At 69.4% G+C, this 18603-nt stretch carries 15 protein-coding genes, 1 rRNA gene and 2 pseudogenes; 10 read left to right on the top strand and 8 right to left on the bottom strand.

The annotated features are described in order from the left end of the window. Positions 1-87: 87 nt before the first annotated feature. Positions 88-1542: pseudogene (locus ACTWJ8_RS10960) on the bottom strand (streptophobe family protein); the annotation flags it as partial. A 221-nt stretch (positions 1543-1763) separates the two neighbouring features. Here ACTWJ8_RS10960 and ACTWJ8_RS10955 point away from each other — a divergent pair. Then, complete coding sequence (locus ACTWJ8_RS10955; RefSeq protein ID WP_356388557.1) at positions 1764-4262, top strand: ABC transporter ATP-binding protein/permease; 2499 nt, start codon at positions 1764-1766, stop codon at positions 4260-4262. A gap of 103 nt (positions 4263-4365) precedes the next feature. Here ACTWJ8_RS10955 and ACTWJ8_RS10950 read toward each other — a convergent pair whose 3' ends face one another. The 3 genes from ACTWJ8_RS10950 to ACTWJ8_RS10940 all read right to left on the bottom strand — a co-directional run bounded on the left by ACTWJ8_RS10950 (position 4366) and on the right by ACTWJ8_RS10940 (position 7222). Then, positions 4366-5124 (bottom strand): transglycosylase SLT domain-containing protein, encoded by a 759-nt coding sequence (locus ACTWJ8_RS10950; RefSeq protein ID WP_356388559.1) that lies wholly within the window; start codon positions 5122-5124, stop codon positions 4366-4368. Between the two features lie 320 nt (positions 5125-5444). Next, positions 5445-6527 (bottom strand): S-adenosylmethionine:tRNA ribosyltransferase-isomerase, encoded by a 1083-nt coding sequence (locus ACTWJ8_RS10945; protein ID WP_443263705.1) that lies wholly within the window; start codon positions 6525-6527, stop codon positions 5445-5447. Continuing rightward, positions 6527-7222 (bottom strand): SDR family NAD(P)-dependent oxidoreductase, encoded by a 696-nt coding sequence (locus ACTWJ8_RS10940; protein WP_443263704.1) that lies wholly within the window; start codon positions 7220-7222, stop codon positions 6527-6529. Before ACTWJ8_RS10940 ends, ACTWJ8_RS10945 begins: the two co-directional genes overlap by 1 nt. 186 nt (positions 7223-7408) lie before the next feature. On the opposite strand from ACTWJ8_RS10940, the gene ACTWJ8_RS10935 reads away from it, so the two are divergent. The 4 genes from ACTWJ8_RS10935 (at position 7409) to ACTWJ8_RS10920 (ending at position 10021) form a co-directional block, all read left to right on the top strand. Then, a complete protein-coding gene (locus tag ACTWJ8_RS10935) occupies positions 7409-8554 on the top strand; it encodes a GAF domain-containing sensor histidine kinase (protein WP_443263703.1) in 1146 nt (381 codons plus the stop codon). Continuing rightward, positions 8547-9188, top strand: coding sequence for a response regulator transcription factor (locus tag ACTWJ8_RS10930; protein WP_356388567.1), 642 nt, complete (start codon positions 8547-8549; stop codon positions 9186-9188). The genes ACTWJ8_RS10935 and ACTWJ8_RS10930 overlap by 8 nt, the downstream gene beginning before the upstream one ends. A gap of 133 nt (positions 9189-9321) precedes the next feature. Continuing rightward, the gene (locus ACTWJ8_RS10925) at positions 9322-9567 is read left to right on the top strand and encodes a chaplin (RefSeq protein ID WP_356388569.1); all 246 of its coding nucleotides are present in this window, start codon (positions 9322-9324) and stop codon (positions 9565-9567) included. A 214-nt stretch (positions 9568-9781) separates the two neighbouring features. Continuing rightward, complete coding sequence (locus tag ACTWJ8_RS10920; protein ID WP_356388571.1) at positions 9782-10021, top strand: chaplin; 240 nt, start codon at positions 9782-9784, stop codon at positions 10019-10021. An 87-nt stretch (positions 10022-10108) separates the two neighbouring features. Here the strand turns inward: ACTWJ8_RS10920 and ACTWJ8_RS10915 are convergent, their stop codons facing one another. Next, on the bottom strand, positions 10109-10897 hold the full coding sequence (locus tag ACTWJ8_RS10915; protein ID WP_443263702.1) for a hypothetical protein: 789 nt from the start codon (positions 10895-10897) through the stop codon (positions 10109-10111). Positions 10898-11044: 147 nt separating this feature from the next. On the opposite strand from ACTWJ8_RS10915, the pseudogene ACTWJ8_RS10910 reads away from it, so the two are divergent. From ACTWJ8_RS10910 to ACTWJ8_RS10900, 3 genes and pseudogenes are all read left to right on the top strand, one after another. Continuing rightward, positions 11045-11593, top strand: a pseudogene (locus ACTWJ8_RS10910) (ABC transporter ATP-binding protein); the annotation flags it as partial. A gap of 335 nt (positions 11594-11928) precedes the next feature. Continuing rightward, positions 11929-12363, top strand: coding sequence for an NfeD family protein (locus tag ACTWJ8_RS10905; RefSeq protein ID WP_443263701.1), 435 nt, complete (start codon positions 11929-11931; stop codon positions 12361-12363). Between the two features lie 136 nt (positions 12364-12499). Beyond that, positions 12500-13453 (top strand): SPFH domain-containing protein, encoded by a 954-nt coding sequence (locus ACTWJ8_RS10900; protein ID WP_356388579.1) that lies wholly within the window; start codon positions 12500-12502, stop codon positions 13451-13453. A 63-nt stretch (positions 13454-13516) separates the two neighbouring features. On the opposite strand, the gene ACTWJ8_RS10895 is transcribed toward ACTWJ8_RS10900, so the two are convergent. The 3 genes from ACTWJ8_RS10895 to ACTWJ8_RS10885 all read right to left on the bottom strand — a co-directional run bounded on the left by ACTWJ8_RS10895 (position 13517) and on the right by ACTWJ8_RS10885 (position 15599). After that, positions 13517-14023 carry an HNH endonuclease gene (locus tag ACTWJ8_RS10895; protein ID WP_356388581.1) on the bottom strand — a complete coding sequence of 169 codons (507 nt, stop codon included), beginning with the start codon at positions 14021-14023 and terminating at the stop codon, positions 13517-13519. Positions 14024-14207: 184 nt separating this feature from the next. Then, the gene (locus ACTWJ8_RS10890) at positions 14208-14750 is read right to left on the bottom strand and encodes a YbhB/YbcL family Raf kinase inhibitor-like protein (protein ID WP_356388583.1); all 543 of its coding nucleotides are present in this window, start codon (positions 14748-14750) and stop codon (positions 14208-14210) included. 66 nt (positions 14751-14816) lie between these two features. Next, positions 14817-15599: a sporulation protein gene (locus ACTWJ8_RS10885; protein ID WP_356388585.1), complete on the bottom strand. Its 783-nt coding sequence runs from the start codon at positions 15597-15599 to the stop codon at positions 14817-14819. 117 nt (positions 15600-15716) lie between these two features. Between ACTWJ8_RS10885 and ACTWJ8_RS10880 the strand changes: the two genes are divergently transcribed. Further along, positions 15717-16358: a DNA-3-methyladenine glycosylase gene (locus ACTWJ8_RS10880; protein ID WP_356388587.1), complete on the top strand. Its 642-nt coding sequence runs from the start codon at positions 15717-15719 to the stop codon at positions 16356-16358. Between the two features lie 553 nt (positions 16359-16911). Next, a 16S ribosomal RNA gene (locus ACTWJ8_RS10875) occupies positions 16912-18437 on the top strand. The last annotated feature ends 166 nt before the right edge of the window (positions 18438-18603 follow it).

Raw genomic sequence — 18603 nt, 5'->3', positions numbered from 1 at the left:
ACGTGTGCGCCCCCTGCAATCCAGCCCACTCCTTGGGCACCGAGCGCCCCGCGCCGGTTCCCCGGACGACCTTCACCGTCGATAAGGCCGCAGATACGGATTCGTGTCCGGATTGGCCGGCCGATACGGCTGACTCGGCCGGTAAGGACCCGCCGGCCCCTCCGCCGGAGCCCCGGTCACCGGCCGGGCCCTCCCGCTCGCGTACGCCAGCAGCGCCCCGAGGCCCCCCGCCCCCGCGCCCCACGCCGCCCCGAGCAGCACCGCCCACCCGATCCGCCCGTGCAGCTCGATGCCCGCCCCGAACGCGTCGAACCCGAGGACCGAGAGCGACGCCCCCGCCGACACCTCCGTGAGCCACACCAGGAGCGGCACCGCGAGCGCCGTCACGCCCCCCAACCGCACCGCACACCGCGCCGCGAACCGGAGCGCCCCCTGCGGCACCGGCGACCGCACCGCCGTGAGCACCCCCGCCAGCAACATCATCACGGCCACCGCCACCCCCAACAGCCACACCCTGCCGTCGAGTTCCGCGAGCCGCCCCAGCGTCACCGGCTCGTCCGACGACACCCGCAGCAGCTCGTCCAGCGGATCGGGAAGCAGCTTCGCCAGCTCACCCGTCGCCTTGCCATCCCACGGCACGAAGAGGCCGACGGAGACCCCGAGCCACGTCCCGTTCGGCGCCCCGAGCAGCGCGGCGCCCGCGATCCGCTTCGGATGGTCGTCGCCGATCATCGCGTACGCCGCCGCTGCCAGACCCGCGACGACCGCCATCAGGAGAACGAGGACCAGCGCAGACGCGGCGGGGCGGACGGCGCGCAGCAGCGGCGCGAAGGCGCGCGGCAGCGGAGTGCGCCGCGACGCGAGCAGCGCGATCACGAGGACGCCCACCACGAACCCCGCGCCGCCCAGCAGGGAGGGCACCGTGTCCACGGTGAACCCGACGTGCGCCTTCGCGTCGACCAGATCGCCGACCCGGTCCGGCAGCAGCCCGCCGATCCCGCCCGGCAGTTTGTCCGCGATACCGCCCGGAAGTCCCTTGCCGTCGCCCGTGAGGTCGTCGAGCCCCAACTGCTCGCCGTCGATCGTGATCACGTCGTGGCCCGCCCACGCGAGCCCGCCCATCATCGCCACGAAGAGCGCCACCACCGCGCCCGCGCGCGCGAGGAGTTCACCCGGCGTCACCTCGACGCCCGCCACCCGCAGAGACCGCAGGAAGAACCAGCTGAGCGCCAGCGCGCCCACTAGGCCCACGCCGAGCGGCGCGATGTCGATCGCCGTGTGCGCCTGCGCGCCCTCGAGGCCGAACGCGGACACGTCACCGGACGGCGTCACACGCCCGCCCGCCCCCAGCGCCACCACCGCCGCCGTCATCGGGCCGAGCGAGGCCACGGTGTCGGCCTCCAGGAGGTGCAGGCCGAGCGCGGCGACCCCGGCCATGGCGATGAACGCCCAGCTCACCGCGGCCACGGCGGACAGCAGCACATCGCCCGCGCGCGCCCCCGCGCGCCCCTTCGTCCCGTGCCCGCTCTCCGCCAACGCCATCACGGTCCCCCCGAGTTGTGGCGACTACCACTCTCCGGGGCGGTCTCCGTACCGTCAACGGGGCGCGTGCCAAGGGGCGTACAGGAGGTGCGTACGGGCTTCGCGCAAGGCCCGCCTTTCGGTCACGGAGGGCTTCCTGAAATAGTTCCTCACGATGTTCGACATCCCTAGACTCCCCATGTCGGGGGAAAAACTCGGGGGACAACTCAGTGGGGCATGGAGTGCCTGAACTCGTACTGGAATTGAATGGCAGGACCTGGACGCTCGACCCGTCCAGGCCGTACACCCTCGGACGCGATCCGCAGGGCGACATCGTGCTCGACGACGCCCGGGTGTCCTGGCGTCACGCCACGATCAGCTGGGGCGGCCGCAGTTGGGTCGTCGAGGACCACGGCTCGACCAACGGCACGTTCGTGCAGGGGCAGCGGATCCACCAGATGGAGATCGGGCCCGGCTCGTCCGTGCACCTGGGCAACTCCACCGACGGGCCCTGCCTGAACGTGCGGGGCGGCGCCCGCCCCGCCGCGGTGGCCTCGCCGCACCAGGCGCAGCAGCAGGCCGCGGGCCTCACGCAGCAGCCGCCTCCGCAGCAGTACCAGCAGCAGCCGAGCTGGTCGCAGCCGCAGCCGCAGCCGCAGCCGCCCCAGCAGCGCCGCGCGCCGGAGCAGCAGGTCGCAGGCGGGGTCGCGGGGGCCCCGCCCGTGTACGGGGACCGCAGCCCCACGACGTTCCACCAGCTGGCGCTCGGCCGCGTCATGCGCATCGGCCGCGCCCTGGAGAACGAGCTGGTGGTGTCCGACCTCCAGGTCTCGCGGCAGCACGCCGAGTTCCACGCGTCGCCCGACGGCCGCTTCGAGATCCACGACCTCGGCTCGCACAACGGCACGTACGTCAACGGCCAGCCGATCCCCAAGGGCGGCACGGCGCTGCTCGGCCCCACCGACATCGTGGGCGTGGGCCACTCCACGTTCCGCCTGGTCGGCGACCGGCTCGAGGAGTTCGTCGACACCGGCGACGTGTCGTTCTCGGCGCGCCATCTGACGGTGACCGTCGACGGCGGCAAGCAGATCCTCAAGGACGTCTCGTTCGGCGTCCCCGAGAAGTCGCTGATCGCCGTCATCGGCCCGTCGGGCTCCGGAAAGTCCACCCTCCTGAAGGCGCTCACCGGCTATCGGCCCGCCGACGAAGGCGACGTCCTCTACGACAACCGGAACCTCTACACGCAGTTCGCCGAGCTGCGCCAGCGCATCGGTCTGGTCCCGCAGGACGACATCCTGCACAAGGAGCTGACCGTCAAGAAGGCGCTCAAGTACGCCGCCAAGCTGCGCTTCCCCGCGGACACCAGCGAGCAGGAGCGCCAGCAGCGCATCGACGAGGTGCTGCGCGAGCTCAAGCTCGACATCCACAAGGAGAAGAAGGTCACCTCGCTCTCCGGTGGCCAGCGCAAGCGCGTCTCCGTGGCCCTCGAGCTGCTGACCAAGCCGTCGCTGATCTTCCTCGACGAGCCCACGTCGGGCCTCGACCCGGGCATGGACCGCGACGTCATGCAGCTCCTGCGCGGCCTCTCCGACGACGGGCGCACGGTCCTCGTCGTCACCCACTCCGTGGCCGAGCTGGCGCTCTGCGACAAGCTCCTCGTGATGGCGCCCGGCGGCTCCGTCGCCTACTTCGGCCCGCCCGAGGAGGCCCTCAACTTCTTCGGCTACAAGACGTGGGCCGACGTGTTCTCGGCGTTCGAGAACTACCGCGACTACGACTGGGCGGGCCGCTGGAAGGGCTCGCAGCACTACCAGATGTACGCGGCCGACATCGACGCCGTGGCCGCGCAGTCGGTGTCCGTGCCGCCGCCCGCCGCGATCAAGGCGCCCAAGACCCAGCCCTGGGGCTCCCAGCTGATCACGCTGATCCGCCGCTACTGCTCGGTGATCGCCTCGGACAAGGGCTTCATGGGCCTGATGGTGATCCTGCCCGCGGTCCTCGGCCTGGTCTCCGTCGTCATCCCGGCCGACTTCGGGCTCGGCCCGCCCAAGCCGCCGTCCAAGTTCAACGGGGACGCGGGCACCATCATGCTGATCATCGCGGTCGGCATGTGCTTCTCCGCCGCCGCCAACTCGGTGCGCGAGCTGATCAAGGAGCGGGTCATCTACGAGCGCGAACGGGCCACCGGACTGTCCCGCTCCGCGTACCTGATGTCCAAGGTCATCGTCCTCGGCGTGATCACGGCCGTCCAGGGCGTCATCATCTGCGCCATCGGCTTCTCCACGCGCGAGCTGCCGAAGGAGGGCCTGCTGCTGCCGCCGGCCGCCGAGCTGTGCATCTCGATCATCGCGCTCGGCTTCACGTCGATGATGTTCGGGCTGGTCATCTCCTCGCTGGTGAAGACCTCCGAGAAGACGATGCCGCTGCTCGTCATGTTCGCGATCGTCCAGGTCGTGTTCACCGGCGTGCTCTTCCAGATCTACGGGACGGTGGGCCTGGAGCAGTTCGCCTGGCTGATGCCGTCCCGCTGGGCGGTCGGCGCCGCGGGCGCCACCCTGGACCTCGCGCACCTGATGCCGCCGTGGGACCCGAAGAAGCCGAACGACCTCGACCCGCTGTGGGACCACTCGGTCGCCCAGTGGGGCATCGACCTCACGGTCCTGATCGTCCTCGGCATCCTCTGCGGCTTCGCGGTCGCGCGCCTGCTGCGCCGCCACGAGCCGGAGGTCATGCGCAAGTAGCAGGGCCGGCACCGGACACACGAAGGGCGGCACCCAATGGGTGCCGCCCTTCGTGCCGTGGGGGTTCAGCGAGTGCCGGACCTGGAGGTCCCAACTACAGGCATCAGTACGCGCTGTCCACGTTGTCGATGGAGCCGTACTTGTCAGCCGCGTAGTTGGCGGCGGCGACGAGGTTGGCGACCGGGTCGGTCAGGTTGTTCGCCGTGCCGGCGACGTGGTACGCGTCGAAGGTCGGCTGGATGACCTGGAGCAGACCCTTGGACGGCGTGCCGTTGATGGCGTTGATGTCGGTGTTGTTCACGGCGTTCGGGTTGCCGCCCGACTCGCGCATGATGTTGCGGTGCAGGCCCTCGTACGAACCGGGGATGCCCTTCGCCTTCATGATCGAGAGGGCTTCCTTGATCCAGCCGTCCAGGTTGTTGGCGTAGACCGGCTTGCGGGCGGCGGCACGCGCGGCGGCCTCCTTGGCCTCGCGCTCCTTCTTCGCCTGCTCCTCGGCCTTCGCCTTCGCGGCGGCCTGGGCCTCGGCCTTGGCCTTCGCCTCGGCCTCCGCCTTCTTCTTGGCCTCGGCCTCCTGGCGGGCCTTCGCCTTGGCCTCGGCCTGCTTGGCCTTCTCGCTGGCGGCGGCCTGCTGGTCGGTGACGCTGGCGTGCACGTCCTTGATCTGCTTCGCGCCGGCCTCGGTGGTGAAGGCGACCGGGGCGGCGGCGACCGTCTCGTCCTTGGCCTGGGCCTCGGTGTCGTGACCCGGAACCAGCGTGACCGCGAGAGCCGCGGCGCCGAGCGCGGCGACACCGGCGAGCGAGAACTTGTGGGTGCGGGTCAGCTGACTATGGCCGGCGGCGGGGCGGTGCTTGGTCATGAGAATGGGACCTCTCTAAGAACGGAAGTCGCTCGCCTGACCGGGGGACCGGAACGTCGTGTTTACGACACGAACGCCGCGGGTAGAGACCGCGGCGCCGAGCAACGCTGGACATTCTTAGCGGCCGCAAAATGCCGAGGCAAAGGTGTGACCTACGAAGTCGGGTAGTCGCCCCCGGGGGTACGAAAAGGGACAGGAAGCCGATGTCCGACTTCCTGTCCCAGTGCTGTAGCGGGACCTAAGTCCCTTACTCGTCCACTACGGACCTTCGTACGTGACGTGGGCCCTATGGGTGGCGTCACACGCACCCCCGCCGAAACTCACCGGCAGTTGCCACTGCAACGCACAGCGTGAGTCCTCTCCTCCGGAAGGATGAGGTGCACGTCGCCGAACTCGTGCCACAGGTAGCGCCCCCGCAGCGCCTCCTCGTACGCACGGTCGACGGCGGGCCGCCCCGCCACCGCCTCCAGCATCAGAAGGTGCGAGGCCTCCGGCTCGTGCAGTCCGGTGAGCAGCCCGTCCACGACCCGCACCCCGCGCTCGGGCGTCACCACCAGATCCGTCCAGCCGCGCGCCGCCCGCACGACCCCGTCGACACCGACCGCCGACTCGACGGCCCGCACCGCCGTCGTCCCCACCGCGACGACCCGCTGCCCCGCCGCCCGCGCCGCGTTCAGCAGCCGCGCCGACGCCTCAGGCACCTCGAAACGCTCCGCATAAGGCGGCTCGTGCGACTCCGCCGACGCCACCCCCGTGTGCAGCGTGATCGGCGCGAACTGCACGCCCCGGCTCACGAGCCGCGACACGACCGCCTCCGTGAAGGGCCGCGCCGCACTCGGCATCTCCGCACTGCCCGCCCCCGCCGCGTACGGCAGCGCGAACACCGTCTGATAGGCCTCCAGCGGCTGGTCCCGCGCCGTGTACGCGTACCGGATCGGCCGCCCGTACCGGCCGAGCAGCGCGGGCACGTCCCCGCTCGCCCGCACCCACCACAGCCGCTCGCCCCCGGCCGCCAGCGGCTCCTCATATACGAGGCGTACTCCACCGGGGAGCACGACCACCGACCCCGCCAGCCCTCCGGGGCGCGGCCCCGTCGTGCCCCGCTCGTCCGGCTCCCGCAGCTCCACCGCCCAGCGCCCGTCGTCCCCGCGTGTCGAGAAATGCACGACCACGCGCGCGTGCCCGAGCCGCCCGTCCACGGCCGCCGCCAGCGTGGGCGACGTATTGACGACGAGCAGATCCCCGGCCCGCAGCACCGACGGCAGCTCGGGGAAGCGGTGATGGGTGACATCGGTGCCGCGCGACACCAGGAGCCGCACCGCCGATCTGTCCAGACCTGGCCCCCGCTGCTCGGCGGGCACCCGCGCCGACAGCTCCTCCGGAACCCGCACCGCCAGCGCCATCACGCCTCCAGGAGGGACGGGGCCGCGTACCGGCCGCTCGCCGGGCGCCGGTCGAGCAGGCTCAGGAACGCCGGCACCACATCCTCCGGGCGCGGCACCCCGCTCAGGTCCTCCTCCGGCTCGGCCGCCGCCAGCATGTCCGTGCGCATCCCGCCCGGATCGACCGCCCACACCCGCAGCCCCGGCTCCTCCACCGCGAGCACGGCCACCAGCTGGTCGAGCGCCGCCTTCGTCGCCCCGTAGCCGCCCCACGTGCGGTACGCCTCCGTGGCCGCGTCCGAACTCATGCCGATCACCGTCCCCGCGGGCGACTCGCGCAGCAGCGGCAGCGCCTCCTGGAGCAGACCGAGCGGCGCCACCACATTCACCTCCAGGGCCTTCCTGAAGTCGTCGAGCGAATGCCGGTCGAGCGGCACCAGCGGCTCCGCTCCCAGCACCCCCGCGTTGTTCACCAGCAGATCGAGGCCGCCCAACTCCCAGGCCGCCGCGATCAGTTCCACCCGGTGCCCGCCCTCCGTGACATCGCCCGGCACCGCCTTCACCACCCCGCCGTACCCGCGCAACCGCTCCGCCACCTCCTCCAGCGGCCCCGCCGTCCGCGCGTCCAGGACCAGATCCCAGCCCCGCTCGGCCAGCGCCGTCGCCAGCGCCCTCCCGAACCCCCGCGAGGCCCCCGTGATGATCGCTACCGCCATGACAACCGTCCCCTTGAGTCGTGCCGTCCGTGATGCGTCGTGTCCTCAACGTAGGAACGCGGCCGCCCCCGGCACCTCGTGCGCGAGCAGCAAGAACGCAGGGCCCTTCGCCCTACGCCGACGGACCTAGGCGAGGGCCGCCCGCGGCCCGATCCCGCTGTCGCACCCCGCCGGTACGGTGAGGTCATGAGCCAAGGTCCACGCACGGGGCTCGCGGCGGTCAGCGCCGCGCTCCTCGCCATGAGCAGGCACCTCGAGGTGCGCGACGTCCTCAAGACGATCGTGGCCTCGGCCCGCGAGCTGCTCGACGCCGAGTACGCGGCGCTCGGCGTGCCGGACGACCACGGGGGCTTCGCCCAGTTCGTCGTCGACGGCGTCAGCGAGGAGCAGTGGAAGGCCATCGGGCCGCTCCCGCGCCAGCACGGCATCCTCGCCGCGATGCTGCGCGACGCGAAGACCGAGCGCCTCGCCGACGTGCGCAAGGACCCCCGCTTCGAGGGCTGGCCCAGCGCCCACCCGAACATGTCGGACTTCCTCGGCCTGCCCATCAAGGACGGCGAGGAGACCATCGGCGCGCTGTTCCTCGCCAACAAGAACTGCCCGAAGCCGCAAGGCGGTTGCGGCTTCACGCAGGACGACGAGGAACTGCTCGGCATCCTCGCCCAGCACGCCGCCATCGCGCTCACGAACGCCCGCCTCTACGAGCGCAGCCGCGAGCTCACCATCGCCGAGGAGCGCTCCCGGCTCGCCCACGAACTGCACGACGCCGTGAGCCAGAAGCTGTTCTCGCTGCGCCTGACCGCCCAGGCCGCCGCGACCGTGATGGACCGCGACCCGGACCGCGCCAAGGGCGAGTTGCAGCACGTCGCGGAGCTCGCCGCGGAGGCCGCCGACGAACTGCGCGCCGCGGTCGTCGAGTTGCGCCCCGCGGCCCTCGACGAGGACGGCCTGGTGGCCACCCTGCGCACCCAGATCCAGGTCCTCGACCGCGCCCACTCGGCGCACGTCACCTTCACCACCAGCGGCATCAAGGCGCTGCCCGCGGCGCAGGAGGAGGCGGTGCTGCGCGTCGCCCAGGAGGCGCTGCACAACGCGCTGCGGCACTCCGGCGCCGAGAAGGTCCGGGTCACGCTCGACAAGCGCGGCCAGGGCGCCGTGCTGCGCATCACCGACGACGGGGCGGGCTTCGACCCGCAGGCGATCCGCAGCGCGGGCCGCCACCTCGGCCTCGTCTCCATGCGCGACCGCTCGGGTGGCGTCGGCGGCGGGCTCACAGTGGAATCGGAGCCCGGCAAGGGCACCACGATCGAGATGGAGGTCCCCGGTGGCTGACCCAATCAAGGTGTTGCTGGTCGACGATCACCAGGTCGTCCGCCGGGGCCTGCGCACCTTCCTGGAGGTGCAGGGCGACATCGAGGTCGTCGGCGAGGCCGCCGACGGCGCCGAGGGAGTCGCCCGCGCCGAGGAGCTGAAGCCCGACGTCGTCCTCATGGACGTCAAGATGCCGGTCATGGACGGCGTCGACGCCCTGCGCCGGCTCCGCGAACTCGACAACCCCGCCAAGGTGTTGATCGTCACCAGCTTCACCGAACAGCGCACCGTCGTCCCCGCCCTGCGCGCGGGAGCTGCCGGGTACGTCTACAAGGACGTGGACCCGGAGGCTCTCGCCGGCGCCATCCGCTCCGTGCACGCGGGCCACATCCTGCTCCAGCCCGAGGTGGCGGGCGCCCTGCTCGCCCAGGACGAGGGCAACAACGGGCAGGGGAGAGGCGGTTCGCTCACGGAGCGCGAGCGCGAGGTGCTCGGCCTGATCGCCGACGGCCGCTCGAACCGCGAGATCGCCCGCGCCCTCGTCCTCTCCGAGAAGACGGTGAAGACGCATGTGTCGAACATTCTGATGAAGCTCGATCTGGCGGACCGCACCCAGGCCGCGCTCTGGGCCGTTCGCCACGGCGTCACGGGCTGAAGTCACCGCTCCGTTCCGTAATTCATACCGTCGTGTGGATGTCCCTCGAATGGCGCAACTCCTCGCGCGGTGCCGCGTTCTCCAAGGCGTGCTGCGGCGGCCATGCCGCGGCGATCGCTAGGAGGATCCAGAAGTGAAGAACCTGAAGAAGGCCGCGGCCGTCACCCTCGTGGCCGGCGGACTCGTCGCCGCCGGCGCCGGCCTCGCCTCCGCCACCGACGGCGCGCAGGCCCACGGCAAGGCCGTGAAGTCCCCGGGCGTCGGCTCGGGCAACCTGGTCCAGGCTCCGGTCCACATCCCGGTGAACGCCGTGGGCAACACCGCCACGGTCATCGGCGCGCTCAACCCGGCGTTCGCGAACGTCGGCCTCAACCACTGACGCGTGCTCACGGCTCACCGGCCCCCGGGGTTCGCCCCGCGGGGCCGGTCCGCATTGTGCACGTGTTCGCTCGCGCGGTTGGTCGATTCGTCGGCCTATTGATCCAATCGGGCGGATCGAGCACTTGTCCCGTGTCCGTCAGGCCTCCCGCGCGTTTCTCAGCGTGCGACCCCGCGGCTGGGGTCGGAACGCAATATCTGGAGGAACGCTTCTCATGAACATCGCCAAGAAGGCCGCCCTGGTCGTCGCCGTTGCCGGTCTCGCCGGGGGCGCCACCGCCGGTGCCGCCTTCGCCGACTCCGGCGCCGAGGGTGCGGCCGCCAACTCGCCGGGCGTCGGCTCGGGCAACGTCGCGCAGCTCCCGGTCCACGTTCCGGTCAACGTCGTCGGTAACTCCGTCAACGTGATCGGCCTGCTGAACCCGGCGTTCGGCAACGCCGGTTCGAACGGCTGACGTTCACTGCCGCCAAGGCACGGAAAGGCCCCCACGGACACGTCCGTCGGGGCCTTTCCCCTTGCCCGGGTGGATTCCCGGAGGGGCTCAGCCCCGGCCCTTCTCGCGCTCCTCCACGAACGCGTTGTACGCCGCCACCTGCGCCCGCCGGGCCGTCCGCTCCACCGGCCGCAGCGCGACCGCCCGCGCCGCCATCTCCGAAGCGCTCACCGCGCCCCCGTGCCCGCTCTCGTACGCCACGGAGATCAGCAGCCCCACCCGCTGCGCCAGCTCGAGCACCCGCACCGCCCGCCCCGGATACCCCGGCGCCAGCGCCTCGCGGCCCCGCTCGGCCCGCGCCCGGTACGCGTCCACGGCCGCCTCCGACACCGGACCGGAACCAGCCACGTCGAGCCGCGTCAGCACCTCCGTCGCCTCCCGCAGCGCCTCCGCGAGCTCCCGCTCCGCCTCGCCGAGCGACGGCACGTCCGCGGGCGGCGCCTCCCGCACGGGCAGGCAGTGCCACGTCACCTCGACGTGCTCGTCGCCCTCCGGCCCCACCTCGTACACCTCGGGAACGAGACCGAGCGCCGCGCCGTGGCAGACCACCGCCTCCTCGGCCTCCAGCGCCCGCGCGTTGAACTCCGGCGGACCGCTGAGCCCCAGCGGATGCCCCGGCGCGGGCAGCGCCACCCGCAGTCCGCCGACGCCGAGCGCCCGCAGCCGGCCGAGCGCGAGCGTCAGGCCCACGGGCCCGTCCTCGCCCGGAAGCCCCGCCACACGATGCGAGGCGTCCTCGCCGACGATCGCGAGCGCCGCGTCATCAGGTGCGACAAATCCGCCAAGAAGGGCATTTCCCCAGGCCGCGAGGCGCCCCGAGCGTGGTTCAGTGAGCATGCGCCCCACCTTAGAAGCCCCCAATGACACCTAAAGCCCGACCGATGGAATGGACCACCGGGGCAGTGGCGTAGGTTTTCCTTGGGGGCCGCACCGAGCAGGAACTCTGCGAAGGCATGACGGACGCGGCGAACAGACGAGACTGCAATGGGAGACAACGCGCTCATGAGCGATGTACTGGAGCTGGAGGACGTATCCGTGGTCCGCGAGGGCCGGGCTCTGGTGGACCAGGTCTCCTGGTCGGTGAAGGAGGGGGAGCGCTGGGTCATCCTCGGACCGAACGGCGCGGGCAAGACCACCCTCCTGAACGTCGCCTCGAGCTACCTCTACCCGAGCAAGGGCACCGCGACCATCCTCGGCGAGACCCTCGGCAAGCCCGGCACCGACGTCTTCGAGCTGCGCCCGCGCATCGGCATGGCCGGCATCGCGCTCGCCGACAAGCTGCCCAGGCGCCAGACCGTCCTCCAGACCGTGCTCACCGCCGCGTACGGCATGACGGCCGGCTGGCAGGAGGAGTACGAGGACGTGGACGAGCAGCGCGCCCGCGCGTTCCTCGACCGCCTCGGCATGAACGAGTACCTGGACCGCAAGTTCGGCACCCTCTCCGAGGGCGAGCGCAAGCGCACCCTGATCGCCCGCGCCCTGATGACCGACCCCGAGCTGCTGCTCCTCGACGAGCCGGCCGCGGGACTCGACCTCGGCGGCCGCGAGGACCTGGTGCGCCGCCTCGGCCGCCTCGCCCGCGACCCGATCGCCCCCTCGATGATCATGGTCACGCACCACGTCGAGGAGATCGCCCCCGGCTTCACGCACGTCCTGATGATCCGCCAGGGCCAGATCCTCGCCGCGGGCCCCATCGAGCTCGAGCTCACCTCCCGCAACCTCTCCAAGTGCTTCGGCCTCCCGCTGGTCGTCGAGGAGAACAACGGCCGCTGGACCGCCACCGGCCTGCCCCTGAGCTGAGCCCACGCGCCCCCGCGCGCACCGGACGGCCCCTGTCCGCGCGGGAGTTGCGGATCTACCATGGCCGTGTGGCAGACATCGACGCATGGGTGTGGTGGCTGATCGGGGCGGCCGCACTCGGAATCCCGCTCGTCATCACCGCCATGCCCGAGCTCGGCATGCTCGCCGTCGGCGCCGTCGCGGGCGCCGTCACGGCGGGCGTGGGCGGCGGAGTCGTCCTCCAGGTACTCGTCTTCGCGGTCGTCTCGTGCGCGCTCATCGCGGTCGTACGACCCGTGGCCGCGAGGCACCGCGCCCAGCAACCCCAACTCGCGACCGGCGTCGAGGCACTCAAGGGCAAACAGGCCCTCGTCGTCGAGCGCGTCGACGGCCAGGAGGGCGGCCGTATCAAACTGGGCGGCGAGATCTGGTCCGCCCGCGCCCTCGACACCGAAGCGAGCTTCGAACCGGGCCGCCAGGTCGACGTGGTCGACATCGAGGGGGCCACGGCGATCGTCATGTGAACCCCGATGTGACCTGAACCAGCCCCGTCACGTGGGCAGTTCTGACACACTCGACGCGCAAGACCTCATGATCTTTCCGGCGCGAGCGCGTCGGGACCACGACGGTACGAACGGTACGAGGGGCACGGGAGACTCGATGTCAGCGATCATCATCGTCCTGATCATTCTGGTGGTGTTGGTCTTCATCGCCCTGATCAAGACCATCCAAGTCATCCCGCAGGCCAGCGCCGCCATCGTGGAGCGCTTCGGCCGCTACACACGGACACTGAACGCGGGCCTGAACATCGTCGTCCCGTTCATCGACTCGATCCGCAACCGCATCGACCTCCGCGAACAGGTCGTCCCGTTCCCGCCCCAGCCGGTGATCACCCAGGACAACCTCGTCGTCAACATCGACACCGTCATCTACTACCAGGTGACCGACGCGCGGGCCGCCACCTACGAGGTCGCCAGCTACATCCAGGCCATCGAGCAGCTCACCGTCACCACCCTCCGCAACATCATCGGTGGCATGGACCTGGAGCGGACCCTGACCTCCCGCGAGGAGATCAACGCGGCACTGCGCGGCGTCCTCGACGAGGCCACCGGCAAGTGGGGCATCCGCGTCAACCGCGTCGAGCTCAAGGCGATCGAGCCGCCCACCTCCATCCAGGACTCGATGGAGAAGCAGATGCGCGCCGACCGCGACAAGCGCGCCGCGATCCTCACCGCCGAAGGCATCAGGCAGTCCCAGATCCTCACCGCCGAAGGTGAGAAGCAGTCCGCGATCCTCAAGGCCGAGGGTGAGGCGAAGGCAGCGGCCCTGCGCGCCGAGGGCGAGGCCCAGGCCATCCGCACGGTCTTCGAGTCCATCCACGCGGGAGACCCGGACCAGAAGCTGCTCTCGTACCAGTACCTCCAGATGCTCCCGAAGATCGCCGAGGGCGACGCCAACAAGCTCTGGATCGTCCCCAGCGAGATCGGCGACGCCCTCAAGGGCCTCTCCGGCGCCATCGGCAACTTCGGCCCCATGACCGGCGGCGGCGACGGCACACCCCCCGTCATGCCGACCCCGCCCCAGCCCCGTCGCGAACAGCCGCCGATCGACTGACCCCGCCCCGAACGGCCGAGGGCCCGCCGACCATGAGGTCGACGGGCCCTGTGCGTCACGCCCCTACGCCGCGGTCCGCGCCAGCCAGTCCGGCAGCCCGGCCCGGCCACCGGAACCGAGCGACAACAGCATCGCGTCGGCCGGCGTCGGCTCGAACGGCTCCCAGAGCAGCGGCATCCCCGCCTGCTCCGGCGTCCGGTTCGCCTTCCGGTGGTTGTCGTCGGCACACGACGCCACCGTGTTCAGCCAGGTGTCCGTACCACCGTGCGAACGCGGCACCACGTGGTCGACCGTCGTCGCCCGCTTCCCGCAGTACGCACACCTGTGCTGGTCCCTGACCAGCACACCCCGCCTCGACCACGGGGCACGTCTTCGGAACGGCACCCGGACATACCTGCACAACCTGATCACCCGAGGCACCGGAATGTCGATCGCGGCACCGCGCATCCGCAGCTCGGGGTGGGACTGTTCCACGACGGCCTTGTCCTGAAGGACCAGCACGACGGCTCGATTGAGTGTCACCGTGGAGAGCGGCTCGAAGCTCGCGTTCAGCACCAGTGTGTCCCGCACCCTGCCCACCTCCCGTACGCAGCGGATCACCCCTCGGCGTCCGTGCGTCAACTCTGGCCGTGCACGCCGAGATGGACAACGCAATAACTGCATCCCCCAGGGGGACCAGGCAAAAAACTGCCCGCCCCTGATCAATTCCAAGACCAGGGGCGGGCAAACGTTCGGTGAACGCTGGGAAAGCGGATCAGCCCTCGGCGGGCGCCCCGTACTCGGCGATGACCTGGGCCCGCGCGATCGTGTGGAACCGCAGGTTGAACCCGACAAAGGCCGGCGTGGCATCCGAGTCGGGACCGAGCTTCTCCTGGTCCACCGCGTACACGGTGAACACATAACGGTGCGCGGGATCCCCGGGAGGCGGCGCGGCGCCCCCGAACTCCTTCGTCCCGTAGTCGTTGCGCACCTGCACGGCGCCCTCGGGAAGCCCCTCGAACTTGCCGCTGCCGGCGCCCACCGGCAGCTCGGTCACCGAGGCCGGAATGTCGAAGACGCTCCAGTGCCAGAAACCACTGCCCGTCGGCGCGTCCGGGTCGAAGCACGACACGGCGAAACTCTTGGTCTCCGCCGGGAAGCCCTCCCAGCGCAGGTGCGGCGACGTGTTCCCCGCCGCGTACACCTGCGCGTCGCCCAGCGTGCCGCCCGGCTCGAAGTCCTGGCTCACGACGGTGAACGACGGCACCTGCGGATGAAAGTCATGAGGAAGCGAGGCCCTCGTGGGCTGCTCGGTCACAACGACACCTCCTGGATCTACGGAAACGCTGGTCCGGCAGGGCCCGACGACCCTGCTCCTGAAACCCTAGAACCAGTTCCGCTTGCTGCCGACCTCGGACAGCCACTGGTGCAGATACGCCGACCAGTCGGTGCCCTGGAAGTCCTGGTGCCCGACCACGAACGAGCGGAACGTGTCGCTCCCCTCGCTGAACAGACCCGGCTTCTTGTCCATCTCCAGGACGACGTCCATCTCCCGGTCGTCCGCCACGAAGCTCAACTCCACCTGGTTGAGCCCCCGGTACTGCTGCGGCGGGTAGAACTCGATCTCCTGGTAGAACGGCAGCTTCTGCCGCGTCCCCCGGATGTGCCCACGCTCCATGTCCGCGCTCTTGAACCGGAAGCCGAGCCGGATGAACGCCTCGAGCAGCGCCTGCTGCGACGGCAGCGGATGCACATTGATCGGGTCGAGGTCGCCCGAGTCGACGGCCCGAGCGATCTCCAGCTCCGTCGTCACACCGATGTTCATGCCACGCAGCTGCTGCCCGTCGATCGTCGTGACCGGCGTCTCCCACGGGATCTCGAGCCCGAACGGCACGGCGTGCACGGCCTGCGCCTTCAGCTCGAACGCGCCACCGAGCCGCACCTTCGTGAACTCGATGTCCTGCTTCGTCTCCGTGTCCTGGCCCTCGACCTCGACCCGCGCCTGAAGACCGACGGAGAGCCCCTCGATCTCCTGGTCCACGGACCCGCCCTGGATCCGCACCTCACCCTGAACCACACCACCGGGCACGACATTGACCTCGGTGAGCACCGTCTCCACGGACGCCCCGCCCGCACCCAGACTCGCCAACAGCCGCTTGAACCCCATGACCCGATCTCCTCCGTGTGTGCGAACCACTGCTGAATACTGCTGACTACAAACGCGGGACACCCGCGCCCGGTTCCGCCGCGCCGCTTTCCGCCCGCTCCACTACCCTCGGACGGCATGATCGCGGCCCCTGACCGTACGCCCCTCGCACGTGAGTTCTTCGACCGACCCGTCCTCGAAGTCGCCCCCGACCTCCTCGGACGCACGCTGGTCCGCAACGGCCCCGACGGACCGATCGAGCTGCGCCTCACGGAGGTCGAGGCCTACGACGGCGCGCAGGACCCCGGCTCCCACGCCTTCCGCGGGCAGACCGCCCGCAACAGCGTGATGTTCGGACCGCCCGGACACGTGTACGTCTACTTCACCTACGGAATGTGGCACTGCATGAACCTCGTCTGCGGCGAGGAGGGCCGGGCGAGCGCGGTACTGCTGCGCGCCGGCGAGATCACCGCGGGCGCGGAACTGGCCCGTGAGCGTCGACTCTCGGCCCGCCATGACAAGGAACTGGCCAAAGGCCCCGCCCGCCTCGCCACGGCCCTCGCCGTCGACCGCTCCCTGGACGGCACGGACGCCTGCGCCCCCAAGGACTCCCCGCTGAAGGTCCTGCACGGCACCCCCGTCCCCGCCGACCAGGTACGCAATGGTCCGCGGACCGGCGTCTCGGGGGAGGGCGGCGTCCACCCCTGGCGCTTCTGGATCGCCAACGACCCGACGGTCAGCCCCTATCGGGCCCACACGCCACGCCGCCGCCGAACTTGACGCGCCCCTACGGGATCCGTAATGTAGCCCGAGCCGCTGAAACCGGATCCGGCTCTCAGCCGACCACCGGAAGCGGCCAAACCACTCATCACGACTTCCCCCGGCGGGGTCTTTTCGGCGTGCCCGCATGCCGAAATTCGAACTCGCGAAACTCGATTATGAGTTGCCGGGAGAATCGGTTAACGTAGTGGACACGCCGAAAGGCAAAGGCCCTCCAACGGCCACCGGAAATGAACTCCGAACCGGAAACGGAACGGAAAACGGATCTGGTAAGGTTGGAAACACGAAATACCGAAGGGAAGCGCCCGGAGGAAAGCCCCAGAGAATGTTCTGCGGGTGAGTACGAAGGAAGCGTCCGTTCCTTGAGAACTCAACAGCGTGCCAAAAATCAACGCCAGATATGTTGATACCCCGTCTCCAGCATCTGCTGGGACGAGGTTCCTTTGAAAAAGTCCATCCCTTTGGGATGGCGCACAGCGAGGACGCTGTGAACGGTCGGATTATTCCTCCGACTGTTCCGCTCTCGTGGTGTCACCGGGGTATCCCGGAAACATTCACGGAGAGTTTGATCCTGGCTCAGGACGAACGCTGGCGGCGTGCTTAACACATGCAAGTCGAACGATGAAGCCCTTCGGGGTGGATTAGTGGCGAACGGGTGAGTAACACGTGGGCAATCTGCCCTGCACTCTGGGACAAGCCCTGGAAACGGGGTCTAATACCGGATGACACTCCTTCAGGCATCTGGAGGGGTTGAAAGCTCCGGCGGTGCAGGATGAGCCCGCGGCCTATCAGCTTGTTGGTGAGGTAGTGGCTCACCAAGGCGACGACGGGTAGCCGGCCTGAGAGGGCGACCGGCCACACTGGGACTGAGACACGGCCCAGACTCCTACGGGAGGCAGCAGTGGGGAATATTGCACAATGGGCGCAAGCCTGATGCAGCGACGCCGCGTGAGGGATGACGGCCTTCGGGTTGTAAACCTCTTTCAGCAGGGAAGAAGCGAAAGTGACGGTACCTGCAGAAGAAGCGCCGGCTAACTACGTGCCAGCAGCCGCGGTAATACGTAGGGCGCAAGCGTTGTCCGGAATTATTGGGCGTAAAGAGCTCGTAGGCGGCTTGTCGCGTCGGTTGTGAAAGCCCGGGGCTTAACCCCGGGTCTGCAGTCGATACGGGCAGGCTAGAGTTCGGTAGGGGAGATCGGAATTCCTGGTGTAGCGGTGAAATGCGCAGATATCAGGAGGAACACCGGTGGCGAAGGCGGATCTCTGGGCCGATACTGACGCTGAGGAGCGAAAGCGTGGGGAGCGAACAGGATTAGATACCCTGGTAGTCCACGCCGTAAACGGTGGGCACTAGGTGTGGGCAACATTCCACGTTGTCCGTGCCGCAGCTAACGCATTAAGTGCCCCGCCTGGGGAGTACGGCCGCAAGGCTAAAACTCAAAGGAATTGACGGGGGCCCGCACAAGCAGCGGAGCATGTGGCTTAATTCGACGCAACGCGAAGAACCTTACCAAGGCTTGACATACACCGGAAACGTCCAGAGATGGGCGCCCCCTTGTGGTCGGTGTACAGGTGGTGCATGGCTGTCGTCAGCTCGTGTCGTGAGATGTTGGGTTAAGTCCCGCAACGAGCGCAACCCTTGTTCTGTGTTGCCAGCATGCCCTTCGGGGTGATGGGGACTCACAGGAGACCGCCGGGGTCAACTCGGAGGAAGGTGGGGACGACGTCAAGTCATCATGCCCCTTATGTCTTGGGCTGCACACGTGCTACAATGGCCGATACAATGAGCTGCGATACCGCAAGGTGGAGCGAATCTCAAAAAGTCGGTCTCAGTTCGGATTGGGGTCTGCAACTCGACCCCATGAAGTTGGAGTTGCTAGTAATCGCAGATCAGCATTGCTGCGGTGAATACGTTCCCGGGCCTTGTACACACCGCCCGTCACGTCACGAAAGTCGGTAACACCCGAAGCCGGTGGCCCAACCCCTTGTGGGAGGGAGCTGTCGAAGGTGGGACTGGCGATTGGGACGAAGTCGTAACAAGGTAGCCGTACCGGAAGGTGCGGCTGGATCACCTCCTTTCTAAGGAGCATCTAGCGTCCCCTCGGGGATGCCAGAGCCACTACGTCGGCAAACGTTCGACGGTGGATAGCTCATGGGTGGAACGTTGATTATTCGGCACGCTCAGGATGAGGGCTGTTAGTACTGCTTCGGCGTGGAACGCAGATCGTCAACTGGGCGTGTTGGG

The organism is Streptomyces sp. SDT5-1 (assembly GCF_052245995.1).
Classification (GTDB): Bacteria; Actinomycetota; Actinomycetes; order Streptomycetales; family Streptomycetaceae; genus Streptomyces.
The sequence above is the reverse complement of the archived record's forward strand: the minus strand, read 5'-3'. Positions and strand labels throughout refer to the sequence as shown.